This window comes from Nitrobacter winogradskyi, assembly GCF_006539545.1.
Classification (GTDB): Bacteria; Pseudomonadota; Alphaproteobacteria; order Rhizobiales; family Xanthobacteraceae; genus Nitrobacter; species Nitrobacter winogradskyi_A.
The window spans coordinates 119,332-137,776 of record NZ_BJNF01000016.1 but is presented as its reverse complement, the minus strand read 5'-3'; the positions used below and the strand labels follow the sequence as shown (position 1 = coordinate 137,776).

14 protein-coding genes are annotated in these 18,445 nt (G+C 63.4%); 6 read left to right on the top strand and 8 right to left on the bottom strand.

The window, feature by feature from the left end:
• The first annotated feature begins 39 nt into the window (after nt 1–39).
• Complete coding sequence (gene traA, locus NWI01_RS03625) at nt 40–3,009, top strand: Ti-type conjugative transfer relaxase TraA (RefSeq protein WP_141382574.1); 2,970 nt, start codon at nt 40–42, stop codon at nt 3,007–3,009.
• 137 nt (nt 3,010–3,146) lie between these two features.
• Nucleotides 3,147–3,377 carry a helix-turn-helix transcriptional regulator gene (locus NWI01_RS03620; RefSeq protein ID WP_141382573.1) on the top strand — a complete coding sequence of 77 codons (231 nt, stop codon included), beginning with the start codon at nt 3,147–3,149 and terminating at the stop codon, nt 3,375–3,377.
• 1 nt (nt 3,378) lies between these two features.
• Here NWI01_RS03620 and NWI01_RS03615 read toward each other — a convergent pair whose 3' ends face one another.
• From NWI01_RS03615 to NWI01_RS03595, 5 genes are all read right to left on the bottom strand, one after another.
• Nucleotides 3,379–4,728 (bottom strand): tyrosine-type recombinase/integrase, encoded by a 1,350-nt coding sequence (locus NWI01_RS03615; RefSeq protein WP_141382572.1) that lies wholly within the window; start codon nt 4,726–4,728, stop codon nt 3,379–3,381.
• Nucleotides 4,729–4,948: 220 nt separating this feature from the next.
• Nucleotides 4,949–6,556: a glutamine-hydrolyzing GMP synthase gene (guaA, locus tag NWI01_RS03610; RefSeq protein ID WP_141382595.1), complete on the bottom strand. Its 1,608-nt coding sequence runs from the start codon at nt 6,554–6,556 to the stop codon at nt 4,949–4,951.
• A gap of 135 nt (nt 6,557–6,691) precedes the next feature.
• Nucleotides 6,692–7,990 carry an RsmB/NOP family class I SAM-dependent RNA methyltransferase gene (locus NWI01_RS03605; RefSeq protein WP_141382571.1) on the bottom strand — a complete coding sequence of 433 codons (1,299 nt, stop codon included), beginning with the start codon at nt 7,988–7,990 and terminating at the stop codon, nt 6,692–6,694.
• Nucleotides 7,991–8,203: 213 nt separating this feature from the next.
• Nucleotides 8,204–9,700: an IMP dehydrogenase gene (gene guaB / locus NWI01_RS03600; RefSeq protein ID WP_141382570.1), complete on the bottom strand. Its 1,497-nt coding sequence runs from the start codon at nt 9,698–9,700 to the stop codon at nt 8,204–8,206.
• Nucleotides 9,701–9,880: 180 nt separating this feature from the next.
• Entirely contained in the window at nt 9,881–10,129 is a 249-nt protein-coding gene (locus NWI01_RS03595) for a hypothetical protein (protein ID WP_141382569.1), read from the bottom strand.
• A gap of 117 nt (nt 10,130–10,246) precedes the next feature.
• On the opposite strand from NWI01_RS03595, the gene NWI01_RS03590 reads away from it, so the two are divergent.
• The gene (locus tag NWI01_RS03590) at nt 10,247–11,719 is read left to right on the top strand and encodes an MFS transporter (protein ID WP_141382568.1); all 1,473 of its coding nucleotides are present in this window, start codon (nt 10,247–10,249) and stop codon (nt 11,717–11,719) included.
• Between the two features lie 35 nt (nt 11,720–11,754).
• Nucleotides 11,755–12,426 carry a class I SAM-dependent methyltransferase gene (locus NWI01_RS03585; RefSeq protein ID WP_141382567.1) on the top strand — a complete coding sequence of 224 codons (672 nt, stop codon included), beginning with the start codon at nt 11,755–11,757 and terminating at the stop codon, nt 12,424–12,426.
• 5 nt (nt 12,427–12,431) lie between these two features.
• On the opposite strand, the gene NWI01_RS03580 is transcribed toward NWI01_RS03585, so the two are convergent.
• Together NWI01_RS03580 and NWI01_RS03575 are read right to left on the bottom strand one after the other, a co-directional pair.
• Nucleotides 12,432–13,124 (bottom strand): RlmE family RNA methyltransferase, encoded by a 693-nt coding sequence (locus NWI01_RS03580; protein WP_141382566.1) that lies wholly within the window; start codon nt 13,122–13,124, stop codon nt 12,432–12,434.
• A gap of 163 nt (nt 13,125–13,287) precedes the next feature.
• Nucleotides 13,288–14,355, bottom strand: a complete 1,068-nt coding sequence (locus NWI01_RS03575; protein WP_141382565.1) for a Ppx/GppA phosphatase family protein — start codon at nt 14,353–14,355, stop codon at nt 13,288–13,290.
• Nucleotides 14,356–14,736: 381 nt separating this feature from the next.
• Here NWI01_RS03575 and NWI01_RS03570 point away from each other — a divergent pair, with 381 nt between their 5' ends.
• Together NWI01_RS03570 and NWI01_RS03565 are read left to right on the top strand one after the other, a co-directional pair.
• Entirely contained in the window at nt 14,737–15,210 is a 474-nt protein-coding gene (locus tag NWI01_RS03570) for a YaiI/YqxD family protein (RefSeq protein ID WP_141382564.1), read from the top strand.
• 5 nt (nt 15,211–15,215) lie between these two features.
• Nucleotides 15,216–17,024, top strand: coding sequence for an ABC-F family ATP-binding cassette domain-containing protein (locus NWI01_RS03565; RefSeq protein WP_141382563.1), 1,809 nt, complete (start codon nt 15,216–15,218; stop codon nt 17,022–17,024).
• 190 nt (nt 17,025–17,214) lie between these two features.
• On the opposite strand, the gene NWI01_RS03560 is transcribed toward NWI01_RS03565, so the two are convergent.
• Nucleotides 17,215–18,441: an NAD(P)/FAD-dependent oxidoreductase gene (locus tag NWI01_RS03560; RefSeq protein ID WP_141382562.1), complete on the bottom strand. Its 1,227-nt coding sequence runs from the start codon at nt 18,439–18,441 to the stop codon at nt 17,215–17,217.
• Between the last annotated feature and the right edge of the window lie 4 nt (nt 18,442–18,445).

Here is an 18,445-nt window from a genome sequence, read left to right as displayed (position 1 = left end):
GTTCCGACGTGCGCTTGGCCGTGGCAATGCTTGATCGCGATGGCGATCTATCATCTTCACGTCAAGGTCATTGGCCGCAAGGCCGGAAGCAGCGCGGTTGCGTCCGCCGCCTATCGTTCGGCCTCGCGGCTGCGCGACGAGCGCATCGACCGCGTGCAGGATTTTTCCAGCAAGCGCGGCGTCGTCCATTCCGAGATCATGTTGCCGGATAGTGCGCCCGAAGTCTGGTCCGACCGCGAACGGCTCTGGAACGACGTTGAAGCGTTCGAGGTGCGCAAGGACGCACAGCTTGCCCGCGAGGTGGAGTTCGCCATTCCGCGCGAGATGACGCAGGCGCAGGGCATCGAGCTTGCCCGCGACTTCGCCCAAGCCGAATTTGTCGATCAGGGTATGATCGCCGACCTCAATGTGCATTGGGACATCGGCGAGGACGGAAGCCCCAAACCCCATGCCCATGTCATGCTCACCATGCGCAGCGTGGACGAGAACGGTTTCGGCCAGAAGGTGCGGGACTGGAACCGCACGGAGATGGTGGAGCGGTGGCGCGAACGCTGGGCCGAGCATGTCAACGAGCGGCTGGCCGAACTCGACATAGATGCCCGCATCGACCACCGCAGCCTTGAGGCGCAGGGGATCGGGCTTGAGCCGCAAAGCCAGATCGGCGCGCCTGCGCAGCGGATCGAGGGCGAAGGGATCGAGGCCGCAGACCGCGCCGACATGCACCGCGAGATCGCGCGCAACAACGGCGCGCGCATCATCGCCGATCCTTCCGTTGCGCTGGATGCGATCACACATCAACAATCGACCTTCACGCGGCGCGACATGGCGATGTTTGCGCATCGGCACAGTGACGGCATCGACCAGTTCAACGAAGTCATGGGCGCGATGCGCGGCTCGCCCGATCTGGTCGAACTTGGGCAAGACGGCCGGGGCGAGGATCGGTTCACGACCCGCGAGATGATCGAGGCCGAACAGCGGTTACACCGCGCTGCCGAGATGATGGCCGAGCGCGAACGCCATGAAGTGAACGAGGCCGACAAACAGGCAGCACTTGCCCGCGCCGAACAGCGCGGCCTTGTCCTTTCCGGCGAGCAGGCCGATGCGCTGGCGCATGTCACTGACGGGCGCGACCTTGGCATTGTCGTCGGTTATGCCGGGACGGGAAAGAGCGCCATGCTTGGCGTTGCCCGCGAGGCTTGGGAAGCGTCGGGCTATGAGGTTCGCGGTGTGGCGCTGTCGGGCATTGCCGCCGAGAATCTGGAAAGCGGATCGGGCATCGCCTCCCGCACCATCGCCAGCATGGAGCACGGCTGGAAGAACGGCCGCGACATGCTCACGTCCCGCGATGTGCTGGTGATCGACGAGGCGGGCATGGTCGGCACGCGGCAATTGGAGCGGGTGCTGTCTCATGCGCAGGAAGTCGGCGCAAAGGTGGTGCTGGTCGGCGATCCGCAGCAGCTGCAATCCATCGAGGCAGGCGCGGCCTTCCGTTCTATCCACGAACGCCACGGCGGCGCGGAGATCGGCGAGGTGTGGCGCCAGCGTGAGGACTGGCAGCGTGACGCGACCCGCGATCTGGCAACGGGGACGACCGGCGCGGCGATCCATGCCTATGACGCGCACGACATGGTGCATGAGGCGCAGACCCGCGAGCAGGCGCGTGACGATCTGATCGACCGCTGGGACCGCGACCGGCAGGCATCCCCCGACAGTAGCCGCATCATTCTTACCCACACCAATGCCGAGGTGCGCAATCTCAATGAAGCCGCCCGCGACAGAATGCAGGACGCTGGCGATCTGGGCGAGGACGTGCGCGTAACCGTTGAACGCGGAGAAAGAAACTTCGCCGCCGGGGATCGCGTCATGTTCCTGCAAAATGAGCGCGGGCTTGGCGTAAAGAATGGCACGCTCGGCACCATCGAACAGGTCAGCACACAGTCCATGACCGTGCAGACCGATGACGGGCGCGGCATCTCGTTTGATCTGAAAGACTACGACCGCATCGACCACGGCTATGCCGCGACCATCCACAAGGCGCAGGGCATGACGGTGGACCGGACGCATGTATTGGCGACGCCGGGCTTGGACGCCCACGGCAGCTATGTCGCCCTGTCCCGGCACCGCGACGGTATGGACCTGCATTACGGCCGCGACGACTTCGCCAGTCAGGACAAACTCATCAACACCCTGTCGCGGGACCGGGCCAAGGATATGGCGACGGACTACGAACCGGCGCAGAGCTACGCTGAGAGGCGCGGTATTGCCTCCCATGCCCATGATGCTGCCGTTGAACGGATACCCGGCCCGGACAATGCCCTTGACCGGATCGACGATATTATCTTCAGCGTGCGCGAACCTCGTGACGGCGCAGAAGGGCTGGAAAGAGAGACGACCGGCGGGGGGATAAAGCAGGAGATCGAGGCGGTGGCGCGGGACGCCGGAATAGATTCGGAAGACGCCTTGCGCCACGCCCGCAGAATGGCGCTCATCCGCCATGCCCATGCCGTTGGCCAGGTCTTCAACGCCGAGGATGTCGGGAGCAAGGCAAGCCCCGCACAATGGGAAGAACTGGTCGATTCCCGTAAGGCATTCGATGAGGTGCGGCCCTATGGCTGGCAGGACGCGGAAGCGGCCTATGCCAAGGATGAGAGCCTTGCCCATGAGGCGGGATCGGGCAAGGTCAATCGCGCCATCCGCGCCCTCCAGCTCGAAACCGAGATTCGCACCAGCCCGGAGCGCCGCGCGGATCGTTTCGTGGAACGGTTCCGGGAACTCAAGCAGACCGGCAACCGGCAATATACGGCGGGCAACTATTCCGGCCACAGAGCCGCGCGCGCGGAGATGGGCAACATGGTCGCCACCCTCGAACGCGACCCGCAGCTCGAATCCCTGCTCGAAGGCCGCAAGAAGCAACTCGGCATCGGCATGGATTTCGACTCAGGGATGAGGCTCGGGCGTCAACTTGCCCTCAGTCACGGCCTCGGCAGGGGAAGAGGCATCGGATTGTAGATCGTAGAACCGTCCTTTTTGCCGCCCTTTGTACGCCGCAGTACTACGATGGCCAAATATCTCTTGCACCATGATAAATCGTTGTTCTGTCTGGTCCCTGTAATCGTCAGAAACAGCCAGCAGGAGGCAGCGCAGCCATGCGTGAACCAGACCGTATCGTCCGCCTGAAAACCGTCCTCGCCCGCACCGGCCTGTCCCGGTCCACCATCTATCGCAAGATTGCCGAAGGCACCTTCCCGCCCCAGCTCAGAATCAGCATCAACGGCGCAGGATGGCATGAATCCGACATCGACCGCTGGATCGCCGATCCTGCCGGCTGGCGGCCACCAATGACAACGGCTGACAGAATGGACGCGGGCCGCATGTAGTTCAGAGATCGTCGTCCAGTTCGTCATCATGGACTTCGGCGGCACGTCGCTTCGCGTCGGCGATCAACTCCCTCGCGGATTCGCCCTTCACCCAAGCATCGAGCATGTCAGCCCAGCACTGAAGCATGATTTTCCGCTCGGCGAGGTAGCGGTTCACATTGTAGATCGCCGCGATCCGGTTCCGAGGCGCGTGGGCCAAGCTCATCTCGATCCAACGATCATCGAACTTGGCGCGATTTAGGCCGGTCGAAAACGTGCGGCGCAGGTCGTGAACACCAAAGCTTTGAAAGTCAGGATCAGTCTCCCGGATGCGTTCTACGGCCGTGTCGATTACACGGTTGAGCGTGGCGTTGCTGATCGGCGTATCGCCATCGTACCGGCCGGGATGCAGGTATCGGCTGGCACCGAACATGATGCGGAATGCCGTCAGAATGTCGAGCGCCTGATCGCTCAGCGGGACGACATGCGCCTTGCCGGCCTTCATGCGCTCGGCCGGGATAGTCCAACGCGCGGCGGCGAAGTCGATTTCCTTCCATGTGGCGTCGATGAACTCCGACTTACGGACGCCGGTCAGCAGGACAAACTTCACCGCCGAACGTAGCGTGGGAGCCGCCGCCACATGATCCAACGCAGTCAGGACCGCGCGGACCTCAGACGGGGACAGGGCGCGCTCGCGCGGCTCGAAGGTGGCGATGGCGCTTGTGCGGATCGACTCGGCGGGGTTGCTCACATCCAGCCCGCATCCCTGGGCGTGGCGGAACACCAGCAACACGACCTCGCGGACATGTACGGCGACGGCCGGCCCGCGCTTCTCCTTAACCTCGTCGCACAGACGTTTGAGGCGTTGCGGCGTCACCTCCCCCAGCTTGAGCTTCGACAACTCTCCCGCGATAGCGCGATCATAGACGGATCGGCGCATCGTCAAGGTGCTGTCGGCCAGTCTTTCGGCCCCCGACTTGGGATCGGCCTTGTGCTTGAAATAGGCTTCCGCCCACCCGCCGAACGTGAACGCCTCGGCTGACGCGGTGCGCTTCTCCACCTTGGCTTTCGATGGCGACTCGCCCCGCTCGACCTGACGCCGGGCACGCGCCAGCAGCGTCCTCGCCTCCGCAAGCGACACCTCCATTCCGTATTCCAGCGCATCGGGCGCGCGTGTCAGCTTGCGCGCCGCCTCGGCGCTATACCGGCCGATGGTCAAGATCTCCTGCCGCCCGTTCACCCGGTACTGATACCGGAACGAGATGACCCCGGTCGGAGTGACGGCCGCGTGCATCCCGTCGCGGTCCGTCACCTTGTAAAGCTTGGCCCTCGGCTTCAGATTTTTCAGTTCTTTATCAGTAAGATCGCCCATAAATCCGCATCCGGTCTGGGGGCAAACGGATACCAACAAAGGGGTTGTTGGTAGCGAAAGCCCGTTTCTCGACCATCCTGCGCCATACCAACATCGCTACCAACAAAGTGGCTGGGTTGGGGTGACATGCAGCGATACGGGGTAAGAAAAATAATCCTTACTAATCAACGGGGTCGTGCGATTTTCGGCACGGAGCGAGATGGTCTGAAACCACCCTAATTCACTCCCACTCAATTGTGCCTGGCGGCTTCGACGTCACGTCATACACCACGCGATTTACGCCCTTGACCTCATTGATGATCCGTGTCGCCGTCGCGCCGAGAAATCGCATGTCAAAGGAATAGAAATCCGCGGTCATGCCGTCGGTCGATGTCACCGCGCGCAGGCCGACGACATAGTCGTAGGTACGGCTGTCGCCCATCACCCCCACCGTCTTCACCGGCAACAGCACCGCGAACGCCTGCCAGATGTCATCGTAGAGCCCGGCCTTGCGGATCTGGTCTATATAGATGGCATCAGCTTCACGCAGGATATCCAGCTTTTCGTTGGTGATCTCGCCGGGGCAACGGATCGCGAGCCCGGGACCCGGGAAGGGATGACGGCCGACGAAAATTTCCGGCAGGCCGAGCTCCCGCCCCAGCAATCGCACCTCGTCCTTGAAAAGTTCACGCAAGGGTTCGACCAGCTTCATGTTCATGCGGTCAGGCAGACCGCCGACATTATGGTGCGACTTGATCGTCACCGACGGTCCTCCGGTGAACGAAACACTTTCGATCACATCAGGATAGAGCGTGCCTTGGGCGAGAAAGTCAGCGCCGCCGATCTTTTTCGCCTCCGCCTCGAACACGTCGATAAAGAGACGACCGATGGTCTTGCGCTTCGCTTCCGGATCCGTGACTCCTTCAAGCTCGCTCAGGAACTGCTTCGACGCGTCAACGTGGACCAGCGGAATATTGTAGTGATGGCGGAACATATCCACCACCGTCTTGCCTTCATCCTTGCGCAGCATTCCATGGTCGACGAACACGCAAGTGAGCTGGTCGCCGATCGCCTCGTGAATCAGGATCGCCGCCACCGATGAATCAACGCCGCCGGACAGACCGCAGATCACCCGGCCCTGACCGACCTGCGCCCTGATCTTCTCGACCGCCTCCTCGCGAAAGGCGCGCATGGTCCAGTCGCCTTTGAGGCCGACCACCTTGCGCACGAAGTTGCGGAGCAGTTTTGCGCCGTCGGGCGTATGCACCACCTCGGGATGAAACTGCATCGCATAGAACCTGCGCGCGTCATCGGCGATCACCGCGATCGGTGAGCCCGGTGCTTTCGCCACGGCGCGAAAACCATCGGGCAACTTTGTCACCCTGTCGCCGTGGCTCATCCAGACGTCGTATGTGCCGGCTTTCTCCCAGACACCGTCGAACAACGCACAGGCGTCGATGACCTCAATGGCGGCGCGGCCGAATTCGCGATGATGCCCGGCCTCGACAGTGCCGCCGAGCTGCTGCGCCATGGTCTGCTCGCCGTAACAGATCCCGAGCACGGGCACACCGGCCGTGAAGATCGCCATCGGCGCCGCGGGCGCATCCCTGTCGAGAACGGAGGCTGGCCCGCCGGACAGGATCACCGCCTTCGGTTTCATCGCAAGAAACGCGGCTTCCGCCTTCTGGAAAGGCACGATTTCGGAATAGACGCCCTCCTCCCGCACGCGCCGCGCGATCAGTTGCGTGACCTGGGAGCCGAAATCGACGATCAGAATCTTGTCATGCGCAGGGGGCACGTCGGCAGAAGAATCCGACGCTGACACGAACGTTTTGCTGGAGGCTGTCATGGCCAGCAGATACGCGACCGGCCACAGCGTCGCAACCGCCAAAACGCGTCATGGCGGGGTTTATCCCGGCCATCCACGTCGTTGATACGAGGCCGAAGGCAAGACGCGGGCGCCGAGCATGACGAAAGCTTTCAGTCAGCGCTTCGTCAGAATCGAGACGAAAAACCCATCCGTTCCGGTCCGGCGCGGGGTCATCAGCAATCCCTCGTCCGACACATAAACCGCCGCAAGAAAGTCGTCCGTCCTGGCCCACAGTACGGAAGCGGTCTGCGACGGCGGGATTACTGAAAAATCCGGATGCCGTCCGATAAACTTACGGATTTGCCCGCTGTTTTCCTGCGGCAGTACCGAGCAGGTGATGTAGACGACGCGTCCACCCGGTTTCACGAGCGCGCACGCGCGATCAAGCACCTCGGCCTGATCCTTCAAACGGATATCGAGCGCGCCGGGCCGCATCCGCCATTTCGCGTCCGGGTTACGCCGCCAGGTGCCGGTCCCGGTGCAGGGCGCGTCGATCAGCACGAGATCGGCCGACGCCCGGATATCGGACAACGGATCGTCCTCGCCCTTCGGGGTTCGGACCTCGGCGTTATGCACGCCGGCGCGGGACAGCCTTTCGTGGATCGGCGCAAGCTGCCGCTTATCGCGATCGGTCGCGATCAGCCGGCCCCTGCCCTGCATCATGGCGGCCAGCGTCAGCGTCTTGCCGCCAGCGCCGGCGCAAAGATCGATTACCTGCTCGCCCGGCCTCGCTCCCGACAGCAGCGCCGCGATTTGCGAGCCCTCGTCCTGCACCTCGACGGCGCCCTTGATAAACTCTTCCTCAGCCTGAATGCCGGGATTGCGTGCATCCGCGCCCAGCATGATCCTCAAGCCCAGCGGCGACCACGGCGTCGCCGTCACGCCGAGATGTTGCAGCGATCCCAGAACCTTGTCGCGTTTCGCTTTCAACGTGTTGACCCGAAGATCCAGTGGCGCGCGGCACGCCATCGCGGCCGCCTCGGCGGCACGATCATCGCCGAACGCCTCATCCAGATAGACGTCGAGCCATTGCGGATAATCGCCGGCGATATGAGGGGGCGCATCCAGTAGCGAGCGCGAGGCCAACGCCTGCCGCTCCCCATCGGTCAGCGGTTCGGGCGCGAAACGGCCGCCGTCGCACAGTGACGCGATCGCGTCACTATTCATGCCGCGCTCCAGTTTCAGCATACCGAGCAGGCGCGAACGGGGGGTATCGTCGTCCATGATCCAGGCGCTGGACGCCTGACGGCGCAGTACGTCGTAAACCAGTCCCGAGATCGCGGCGCGGTCGCCGGAGCCGGCGAAGCGGTGCGCCGTGCCCCACTCCTTGAGCGCCTTCGCTGCCGGTATCCGCTGGCTGTCGATGGCCTCGATCACTTCGATAGTGGCGGAGAGCCGCGCGGCGGGTGTCATGACATGCTTTCGATTGGAGGCAATGTTAATCGCTCAGAACTGTAGCGTTTTCGAGCGACGTGGAATCCGGTTCGCTCGAAAACGCTATAGTGATCGCCCGCATGCCATTTCCGGCGAACGGAGCAATGAAAGCGCTGTCCGGCATAAAACGCCGGTGGCTTGACCCTAACCCATTTCTCGCGCCGCAGTGCGGTGCAATTGAGACGACCGTGGTCAGGCGCCGCCGGGATAGTTCGGGCTTTCGCGCGTGATCGTGACATCGTGGACGTGGCTTTCGCGCAACCCCGCACCGGTGATGCGGACGAAACGCGCCTTGTCATGAAATTCGGCGAGATTGCGCGCGCCGACATATCCCATAGCCGCGCGCAGGCCGCCCGCGAGCTGATGCATGACATTGCCGACCGGCCCCTTATAGGGCACCTGTCCCTCGATTCCTTCCGGAACGAGCTTCAGCGTATCCTTGATATCCTGCTGGAAATAGCGGTCGGCCGAGCCTCGCGACATCGCTCCCACCGAACCCATGCCGCGATAGGCCTTGTAGGAGCGCCCCTGCCACAGATACACCTCGCCGGGCGTTTCGTCGGTGCCCGCAAGCAGCGAGCCGACCATGACGATGTCCGCACCCGCGGCGAGCGCCTTGGCGAGATCGCCGGAGTACTTCACGCCGCCATCGGCGATCACGGGCACGCCGGCCTTTTTCGCCGCCTCGGCCGCATCCATGATGGCGGTCAACTGCGGCACCCCGACGCCAGCGACGATGCGGGTGGTGCAGATCGAACCCGGACCGATGCCGACCTTGATGGCGTCGGCCCCCGCATCGATCAACGCCTGCGCACCCTCCGCCGTGGCGATGTTGCCCGCGATGACCTGTACCGCATTCGACAGCCGCTTGATGCGGTTGACCGCTTCCAGCACGCGGCTGGAGTGGCCGTGCGCGGTGTCCACGACGATCAGATCGACGCCTGCGTCGATCAGCCGTTCGGTGCGCTCAAAGCCGCCTTCACCCACCGTGGTCGCCGCAGCGACACGCAGCCGCCCCTGCGAGTCCTTGCTGGCCAGCGGATGCGCCACCGCCTTTTCCATGTCCTTGACGGTGATGAGGCCGACGCAGCGATACTGGTCATCGACGACCAGCAGTTTCTCGATGCGATGCTTGTGCAGCATCCTCTTGGCTTCTTCCTGGCTGACGCCCTCACGCACCGTCACCAGGTTCTCGTGCGTCATCAGTTCGGAAACTTTCTGCCGCGGATCCGTGGCGAAGCGGACGTCACGGTTGGTGAGGATGCCAACGAGCCTGCCCGGAGAGGCGCCGCTGCCGCCGTTCACCACCGGAATGCCGGAGAATCCGTGATCACTCATCAGGGCCATCGCGTCGGACAGCATCGCGTCGGGGCCGATGGTCAGCGGATTGACCACCATGCCTGACTCGAACTTCTTCACCTGCCGCACCTGCGCGGCCTGCCCCTCCACATCGAAATTGCGATGGATGACGCCCAGGCCGCCGGCCTGCGCCATCGCGATCGCCATGCGCGCTTCTGTGACGGTATCCATGGCGGAGGCCATGATCGGGATGTTGAGCGGTATGGCGCGGGTAACGCGGGAACTGACATCGGCCTCCGAGGGCAGGATGTCGGACGCACCGGGCTTCAGCAGGACGTCGTCGAACGTATAGGCTTCTTTGATATCCCGATATCCGTTTTCAAGCGCCATCGCCAACTCCATTGGGCGGCGCGGCCGCCGCGAAACCCATCGGGATGGAATGGCCGACCAGCGACACCCCTGGCGTCGCCGTCGAATGAGGTTCCATCGAAGGGATTGGCGGTGGTCGATAGCACGGCGGCCACGGGAATCAAAGCATTTGGCTGCCCTGCGGGAGCTTTTCCAGCCCGTTCAGCGGGGATAGTTCGGCGGCGGTCCGTGCTCCCGGATCGCATCGACCACCTCCCGATGCCGGCGATCCTCCCGCTTCATATAGACGGCGATCACCGCATGCGCCGAAGGCACCAGGAACAGGATCGGGAAGATCAGCCCGAAAATCACGCAAACCACGATCACGACCACGTTCAGGATGGCCGAGAACGGCTGGCCGTTGAACAGCAATCCGAGCGGCGGCAGCAGGACGGCGAGCACGTAGATCATCGCAAGATCTCCCAGAGTTCACCAAGGATTTAGGAAGGCTCACGCGCCGCGCAATAGCGCACCGGCTCAAATAGGTGCTACAGCGCCGCCTCCCATCCGCTTGCCCCGCGAGCCCGCATGAACAAGGAACGCCTGGTCCCGCTCATCGTCGCCGCCGCCCTGTTCATGGAGAACATGGACTCCACGGTGATCGCGACATCGCTGCCGGCGATCGCCGCCGACATCGGCGCCAGCCCGCTGACGCTGAAGCTCGCGATCACGTCCTACCTCTTGTCGCTGGCGGTATTCATACCGGCAAGCGGCTGGACCGCGGACCGTTTCGGGGCGCGCTCCGTCTTCAGCGCGGCCATCGTGGTGTTCATGATCGGCTCGATCGGCTGCGCGCTGTCATCATCGGTGACGGATTTCGTGATCGCCCGAACCCTGCAAGGGCTGGGCGGCGCGATGATGACTCCGGTCGGCCGGCTGGTGCTGCTGCGTTCGATCGACAAGAGCGCGCTGGTCAGCGCCATGGCGTGGGTGACGATACCCGCCTTGATCGGGCCGGTGGTCGGCCCGCCGCTCGGCGGCTTCATCACCACCTATTTCTCATGGCACTGGATTTTCCTGATCAACATTCCGGTCGGCCTGATCGGCATCTTCATGGCGCAGCGCTACATCGACCCGATCGGCAGCGACAATCCCGAACGCTTCGACCTTTACGGCATGATGTTGGCCGGCCTCGGGGTGGGCGGCATTGCGTTCGGCCTCTCGGTCGCCGGTCTCAACCTGTTGCCGTGGACGGTGGTGACCGCGCTGATCGGGGTCGGGTCGACCTCGATGGCGGCCTATATGATTCATGCCCGCCGCATCGAACAGCCGGCGCTGGATTTCACGTTGCTGCGCCTGCCGACGTTCCGGGCCAGTATCTATGGCGGATTTCTGTTTCGTGTCGGCGTCGGCGCGATGCCGTTCCTGCTGCCGCTTCTGATGCAGGTTGGCTTCGGCCTGTCGCCGTTCGGCTCCGGACTCGTGACATTCTCGTCAGCCGTCGGCGCCATCGGCATGAAAACGCTGGCAGCCCGCATCATCCGCGCTTTCGGCTTCCGCAACATCATGACTGTCAACGCGGTGGTGAGTTCGGTCTTCCTCGCGGCCTGCGCGCTGTTCACGGTTACGACGCCGCTGCTGCTGATCATGATCATTCTCGTTGTCGGCGGCTTCTTTCGCTCGCTGCAGTTCACCGCGATCAACGCCCTGACCTATGCCGACGTCGAGCCCGAGCGGATGAGCCGTGCGACCACGCTGGCCAGCGTCAATCAGCAACTGGCGATTTCAGCTGGGGTCGCGCTCGGCGCATTCTCGGTGGAGACAACGATGCTGTTCCGCCACGGCACGGAATTGACAGCAGGCGATTTCGGCCCCGGATTTCTGGTCGTGTCCGTGCTGTCGGCGATGTCCACCTTCTATTTCATGCGGCTGCCGGCCGATGCCGGTCATCAGGTTTCCGGCCGGCGCATGGTCATCATTTCCGATCCTACCCGGGAATCCGAGGCTGAGGAGGAAGCGTCCCGCGAGACCGTTACGGCGCGGGATCAGCGGATAAGCTAAGCTTTTTTTCCTCAAGATCGCAGGAGAAATTCGACATGGACCCATTCTCGGGAGCGGCGGTGAATACCTACGCTGAAGGCCCACCTCGTCAGGTGCCGGGATTCGCCGATCTGCATCGGATGACGACGATGCTGCTCGCGGAACAAGTCCCCGAAAACGCTCGCGTGCTGGTCCTGGGCGCCGGCGGAGGGCTGGAACTCAAGACTTTCGCGGAATCGCACCCCGGCTGGTCATTCGACGCGGTGGACCCGTCCGCTCCCATGCTGCGGCTCGCTGAGCGGACAATCGAACGACATGCAAAGCGCGTGCGTTTGCACGAGGGCTATATCGACGATGCGCCACAGGGTCCGTTCGATGCCGCCACATCCTTGCTGACCTTTCACTTCATTCCCCGTGACGACCGGCCGGGAACGTTGAAGCAGATCCGCCGTCGTCTCAAACCAGGCGCGCCCTTTGTGGTTGCCCATATCAGCTTCCCGCAGACAGAACCCGAGCGGTCGCTCTGGATCGCTCGTCATGTCGCATTCGGTGCGCGACATGACACAAGCCCCGATCAGATGGAAAAGTCCCGACAGGCCATAGCCGACAGGTTATCAATACTCGCGCCGGAGGAAGAGGAAACGATGTTGCAGGAGGCCGGTTTCTCCAACATCAGCTTGTTCTATGCCGGTTTCAGCTTCAAGGGCTGGCTATCTTACGCGGACTGAACCGATCAAGACTTATCCCTCGTACCGCCGCGAAAGCCCGTCGCCATGACATAGCGTTCTGAGGAGTCCTGTCGGCTCGCGGCGGGCTTCACATGCCGGACCGTCTGGAAGTCGCGCTTGAGTTGCACGAGCAGACCGGCATCCGCCCCGCTCTGGAAGACTTTTGCGATAAACGTTCCGCCGGGCCGCAGCACGTCGGCCGCGAACGCCGCCGCGCTCTCGACCAGCCCCACGATCCGCAGCTGGTCGGTCTTACGATGGCCGGTCGTGTTGGCCGCCATATCGGAAAGCACGACATCCGCGGCCCCATCCATCATCGCGAGCAGCCTGTCGGGAGCGCTGTCGTCGAGAAAATCGAGCCGGGCAAAGGTGACGCCGACGATCTCCGGCATCTCCAGGAGATCAATGGCAATCACCTTGCCCTTGCCTTCAGCGGCCCCCACGCGTTTCGCGGCGACCTGACTCCAGCCGCCGGGCGCCGCGCCGAGATCGACGACCGTCATGCCGGGCTTCAGGAAGCGATGCTTGTCGTCCATTTCAATCAGCTTGAAGGACGCGCGGGAGCGCCAGCCGTCGCGTTTCGCCTGCGCCACGTAGGGATCGTTGAGCTGCCGCTCGAGCCAAAGCTTGGACGACAGCTTTCGCTTGCCGCCGGTTTTGACGGTCACATGCAGCCGGCCGGTGGTATCTTTCGCCATATCGAACCGTCGTGCCCGGACCTGATCCGGACATCCATCAGAAAACAAGCCGCGCTGCCGACATCATGGTCTCGTTCACGCGGATGGATTGCCGGGTCGCCTGCGCGAAGACGCGCTGCGCGCTTTGCCCGGCAATGGCGAAAGATCGTTCTTGTGCATCAACTCAGTTGAATGCGCCATCCTCGCGCATCATTTCAACCAGCATGCCCTCGCGCAGACCACGATCCGCGACCCGCAGACGAGGCAAGGGAAAGGCCCGTCGAATGGCATCCAGGATGGCACAGCCCGCCAGAACCAGATCGGCACGTTCAATCCCGATACAGCCGTTGGCGACCCGCTTTTGATAATCCATGCCGCAGAGTCGCGCGATGGCCTGGGTCACCTCGATGTCGTTCATCCAGATGCCGTCAACCTTGCGGCGATCATAGCGCGCAAGGCCAAGATGGAGACCGCCAAGCGTCGTCACCGTGCCCGAGGTGCCCAGAAGGTGCATTCCGTAAAGGTCGCGGCCATAGGCGTCCGCGAACGTAGCAATATGCCCGGCAACCTCTTTCACCATGGAGGCGTAAGATTGCGGCGTGATGTCGTGGCCGCCAAAACACTCGGCCAGCGTGACGACACCGACCGGAATCGAGATCCATGCGATGGTGCGCAGGTCGCCTTCGCGACGGCGTTCTATCCGCACGAGCTCTGTCGAACCACCACCGATGTCGAACAGGATCGCGCCGCTCGCTTTGGGATGAACCAGCGGGGAGCAACCGATCACCGCGAGCGCAGCTTCCGTTTCCCGATCCACCACCTCAAGCTGGATGCCCGTGGCGGCGACGACACGGCTGCGAAAGTTCTCGGCGTTCGACGCCGCCCTGCATGCCTCGGTCGCGATCAGCCTCAGGCGGCCCGCTTTCCTCGCGCGGATCTTGTCACGGCAGATCGCAAGCGCCGCGATCGTCCGCTCGATCGCCGCCTCGCTGATACACCCTGTCGATGAGATGCCTTCGCCCAGCCGGACAATTCGCGAAAACGAATCGATCACTCGAAAGCTGTCGCTTGCCGGCGAGGCGATCAGCAACCTGCAGTTGTTGGTGCCGAGATCAAGCGCGGCATAAACGCTGGCATCGCCGCTCGGCGAAGGACGGATAGCGCTTGCCGCGGTCATCGCGGCCTCCACCCCCCGAAAGCTGTCGCGTGATCCGGTCCCGGCATCAACGCAACGCTGGACATCATCATCCATGGATCCGTCTTTCCGCAGCCGCTCGGCAGCCTACGCGACAATGTTTTTCCCGGAAGTTTAGCAGCGCAGATCGCCAGCGCAACCGCCCATGGTTCCGTGGGTCATCGTCTTTCGGATCAACCCGGCCGTCTGGGCCATCGGCAAACTGAGAAAAGATCAAAAACCCCACGCAATTCCATAGCTTCACGCTCTATTGCGCTGCAAGGTCGCTTTCGCAAGTGGTCAAGCTATCTGGAATAAATCCAGTTCATACAACCATAGATATACGTTTGATGGCTACATGCACCTCTGCGACTTGAGACGTCAGCACCGTGCTCGCAATCCTTCCTCACATGGAGTAACACGCGCTGCCATGATGTCTGTGCAGCCGACGATCCGCCATTGACCGCCATTCGCCTCTACGTTGACGCCGATGCCTGCCCGGTGAAGGACGAAATCTATCGCGTCGCGGAGCGTCACGGCGTGTCCGTCAGCGTGGTGGCGGGAGGATATATCCGCGTCCCCGACCATCCCCTGATCGAGCGCATCGCGGCCGGACCCGGCATGGATGCGGCCGACGACTGGATCGCGGAACGCGCCGGCAACACCGATATCGTCATCACGGCGGACATTCCGCTGGCGAGCCGATGCGTCAAAGCGGGCGCCGGCGTGATCGCGCCGAACGGAAAGCCGTTCACGGAGCAGTCGATCGGAATGACACTGGCCGTCCGCAACCTGATGACCGACCTGCGCGCGAGCGGCGAAGTGACGGGCGGACCGCGCTCATTCCAGCCGCGCGACCGTTCCGCCTTCCTGTCGGCGCTGGACCAGGCCATTCGCCGCATCCAGCGCGCCTGCGCGGCACAGCAGGGCTGAAAACGATGGCGCCGCCGCTCGTCCAGTTGAAGGATATCGCGCTGACGTTCGGCGGCACGCCGCTTTTATCCGGCGTTGAACTCACGGTATCTGAATCCCAGCGGCTCTGCCTAATCGGCCGCAACGGCTCCGGCAAGTCCACGCTCCTGAAGATCGCAGCCGGCCTCGTGGCGCCCGACAGCGGCAGCCGCTTCGTGCAGCCCGGCGCCACGGTGCGCTATCTGCCGCAGGAGCCGGACTTCGCCGGATTCGAAACCACGCTGGCCTATGTGGAGGCGGGGCTGGGCCCCGGCGACGATCCCTATCAGGCCCGCTATCTGGTCGAACAGCTCGGCCTCACCGGCGAGGAAGATCCCGCGCACCTTTCCGGCGGCGAGAGCCGGCGCGCGGCGCTGGCGCGGGTGCTGGCCCCCTCGCCCGACATCCTGCTGCTGGACGAACCGACCAACCATCTCGATCTCACCACCATCGAATGGCTGGAAGGTGAACTCGGCGCGCGGCGCGGCGCGCTGGTGCTCATCAGCCATGACCGGCGCTTCCTGTCCAATCTCTCACGCAGCACCGCGTGGCTCGATCGCGGGAAGATCCGGCAGATCGACCGGGGTTTCGCGAAGTTCGAGGAATGGCGCGACGAGGTGCTGGCGGAAGAGGAGCGCGATCAGCACAAGCTCGACCGCAAGATCGTCGCCGAGGAACACTGGCTGCGTTACGGCGTCTCCGGCCGGCGCAAGCGCAACGTCAAGCGACTCGCCGGTCTTCATGAACTGCGCCAGCAGCGCCGCGACTATCGCGGCACGGCGGGCAGCGCGACCCTCGCCGCTGCGGAGGCCGATAAATCCGGCAAGCTCGTCATCGAGGCCAAAGGCATCAGCAAGCGCTACGGCGAGCGGACCATCGTCGACGGCTTCTCGATCCGTATCCAGCGCGGCGACCGCATCGGCATCGTCGGCCCCAACGGCGCAGGCAAAACCACGCTGATCAACATGCTCACGGGAGCCGACACCCCCGGCAGCGGCACCATCCGGCTCGGGGCCAACATCGAGATGGCGACGCTCGACCAGCACCGCGAAAGCCTCGATCCGAAATCGACGCTGACGGAGGCGTTGACCGGAGGACGCGGCGATCACGTCATGGTCGGCGGCAAGCCGAAGCACGTCGTCAGCTACATGAAGGATTTTCTGTTCGCGCAAGAGCAGATGCGCACGCCGCTCGAGGTGTTGTCCGGCGGCGAACGCGGCCGGCTGATGCTGGCGCGCGCTCTGGCAAAGCCGTCCAACCTGCTGGTGCTGGACGAGCCGACCAACGACCTCGATCTCGAAACGCTCGACGTGCTGGAGGACATGCTCGGAGACTACGAGGGCACCGTGATCCTGATCAGCCACGATCGTGACTTTCTGGATCGCGTCGTGACCTCGGTGATCGTCCCCGAAGGCAACGGCCGCTGGATCGAATACGCCGGCGGCTACAGCGACATGCTGGCGCAGCGCGGCGACGACCTCAAGCGCGAGGCAGCGAAATCCGCACCTGTGTCCGAGGCAGGCCATTCCGCGAAGCCCGCACCGGTCCCCGGCAAGCGGCGGCTCAGTTTCAACGAGAAACACGCGCTGGAGACGCTCCCGAAATCGATCGATAAGCTTCAGGCCGAGATGGCCAAGCAACAGCGGCGCCTTGACGATCCCGACCTCTATGCGAGAGACCGCGCGGCCTTCGATCAGGCTTCCGCCGCGCTTGCCAGGGCCCAGGCGGAGCTGCAACAGGCTGAGGATCGCTGGCTAGAGCTGGAAATGCTTCGCGAAGAGATCGAGCAGGCCTGAGAGCGCGCATCCATAGCGTTTCTGAGCGAAGCGGATGACCTGTTCGCGTGAGTCAACGCGTCAGATCAAAATCCGAGGCTCCCATCAGAAGCAGACTCTAGAAGCAGTCTCTATTTTGATTGAGCATGATCTTATCCGAAAACCGGTTCACCGCTTTGCGCTGACGCGCCCTTCGGGTCGGGAGCATGCTCTAACACCGCAACCATTTCAGCGCGCCTCGTCCGGCCGCAACGCCGGTCGCAAACGAGGCTTGCAACAGATAGCCGCCGGTCGGCGCTTCCCAGTCTAGCATTTCGCCTGCCACGAAGACGCCCGGCAAACGCCGGAGCATGTAATCCTCGTCAAGCTCGCTGAACGCAATGCCTCCGGCGGACGAAATCGCCCGCGCGAGCGGCGCCACACCGGTCAGCGTGACCGGAACAGCGCCGATCGACGCCGCAAGCGATGCCGGCTGCGCCGATGCCGGATGATGATCAGTCGGCGCTTCCCGCAATAGTCCGATCGCGACCGGCGAAAGACCCGCCGCTTTGCGCAACCAGTTGGACATCGACTGTTTTCCGCGCGACGTGCTCAAGCGCGCGGCGAGTTGATCCGTCGCGACATCAGGCCGAAGGTTGATGTACAAAACAGCGTTTCCCGCGATGTCGATGCGTTCGCGCAACACCGCCGAGAGGGCATAGATCCCTCCACCCTCGATGCCTTCACGCGTGATGAGAGCTTCCCCGCGTACCGTATGCGAACCTAGCGACAGCGCGACGTTCTTCAACGGCCGGCCCTCGAAGCGATCGCGAAAGACAGCGCTCCACGCTACGTCGAAGGCGCAGTTGGCCGGTCGCAGCGGCGACGTGGCGACCCCTTTGGACGCAAGCTGTTCGACCCACGCGCCATCGGAGCCAAGCCGCGGCCAGCTCGCGCCGCCAAGCGCCATGATCGCCGTATCCGCCGCCACCGTGCGCTCGCCGTCAGGCGTTTGAAATTTTAGATGACCGGCGTGGTCCCAGCCGATCCAGCGATGCCGCAGCGCCAACGTCACGCCAAGCGTATCAAGCCGCCTAAGCCACGCACGCAACAACGGAGACGCCTTGAGCGCTTTCGGAAACACGCGGCCGCTCGACCCCACGAACGTCGGCTGATCGAGATCGCCGGCCCATTTTCTCAGCGCTGCCGGCGTGAAGCTGTCGATCGCCGGCTTCAAATACGTTGCGGCCGCGCCATAGCGCGCGAGAAACTGCGGTAGCGGCTCGCTGTGCGTCAGATTGAGACCGCCGCGCCCCGCCATCAGAAACTTGCGGCCGGCCGACGGCATGGCGTCGAACACGGTCACGCGCACACCCCCGCGCGCGAGCACTTCCGCCGCCATCAGTCCGGCGGGACCCGCGCCGAGAACCGCGGACTGGATATGGAGGACGTCACGCATGCAA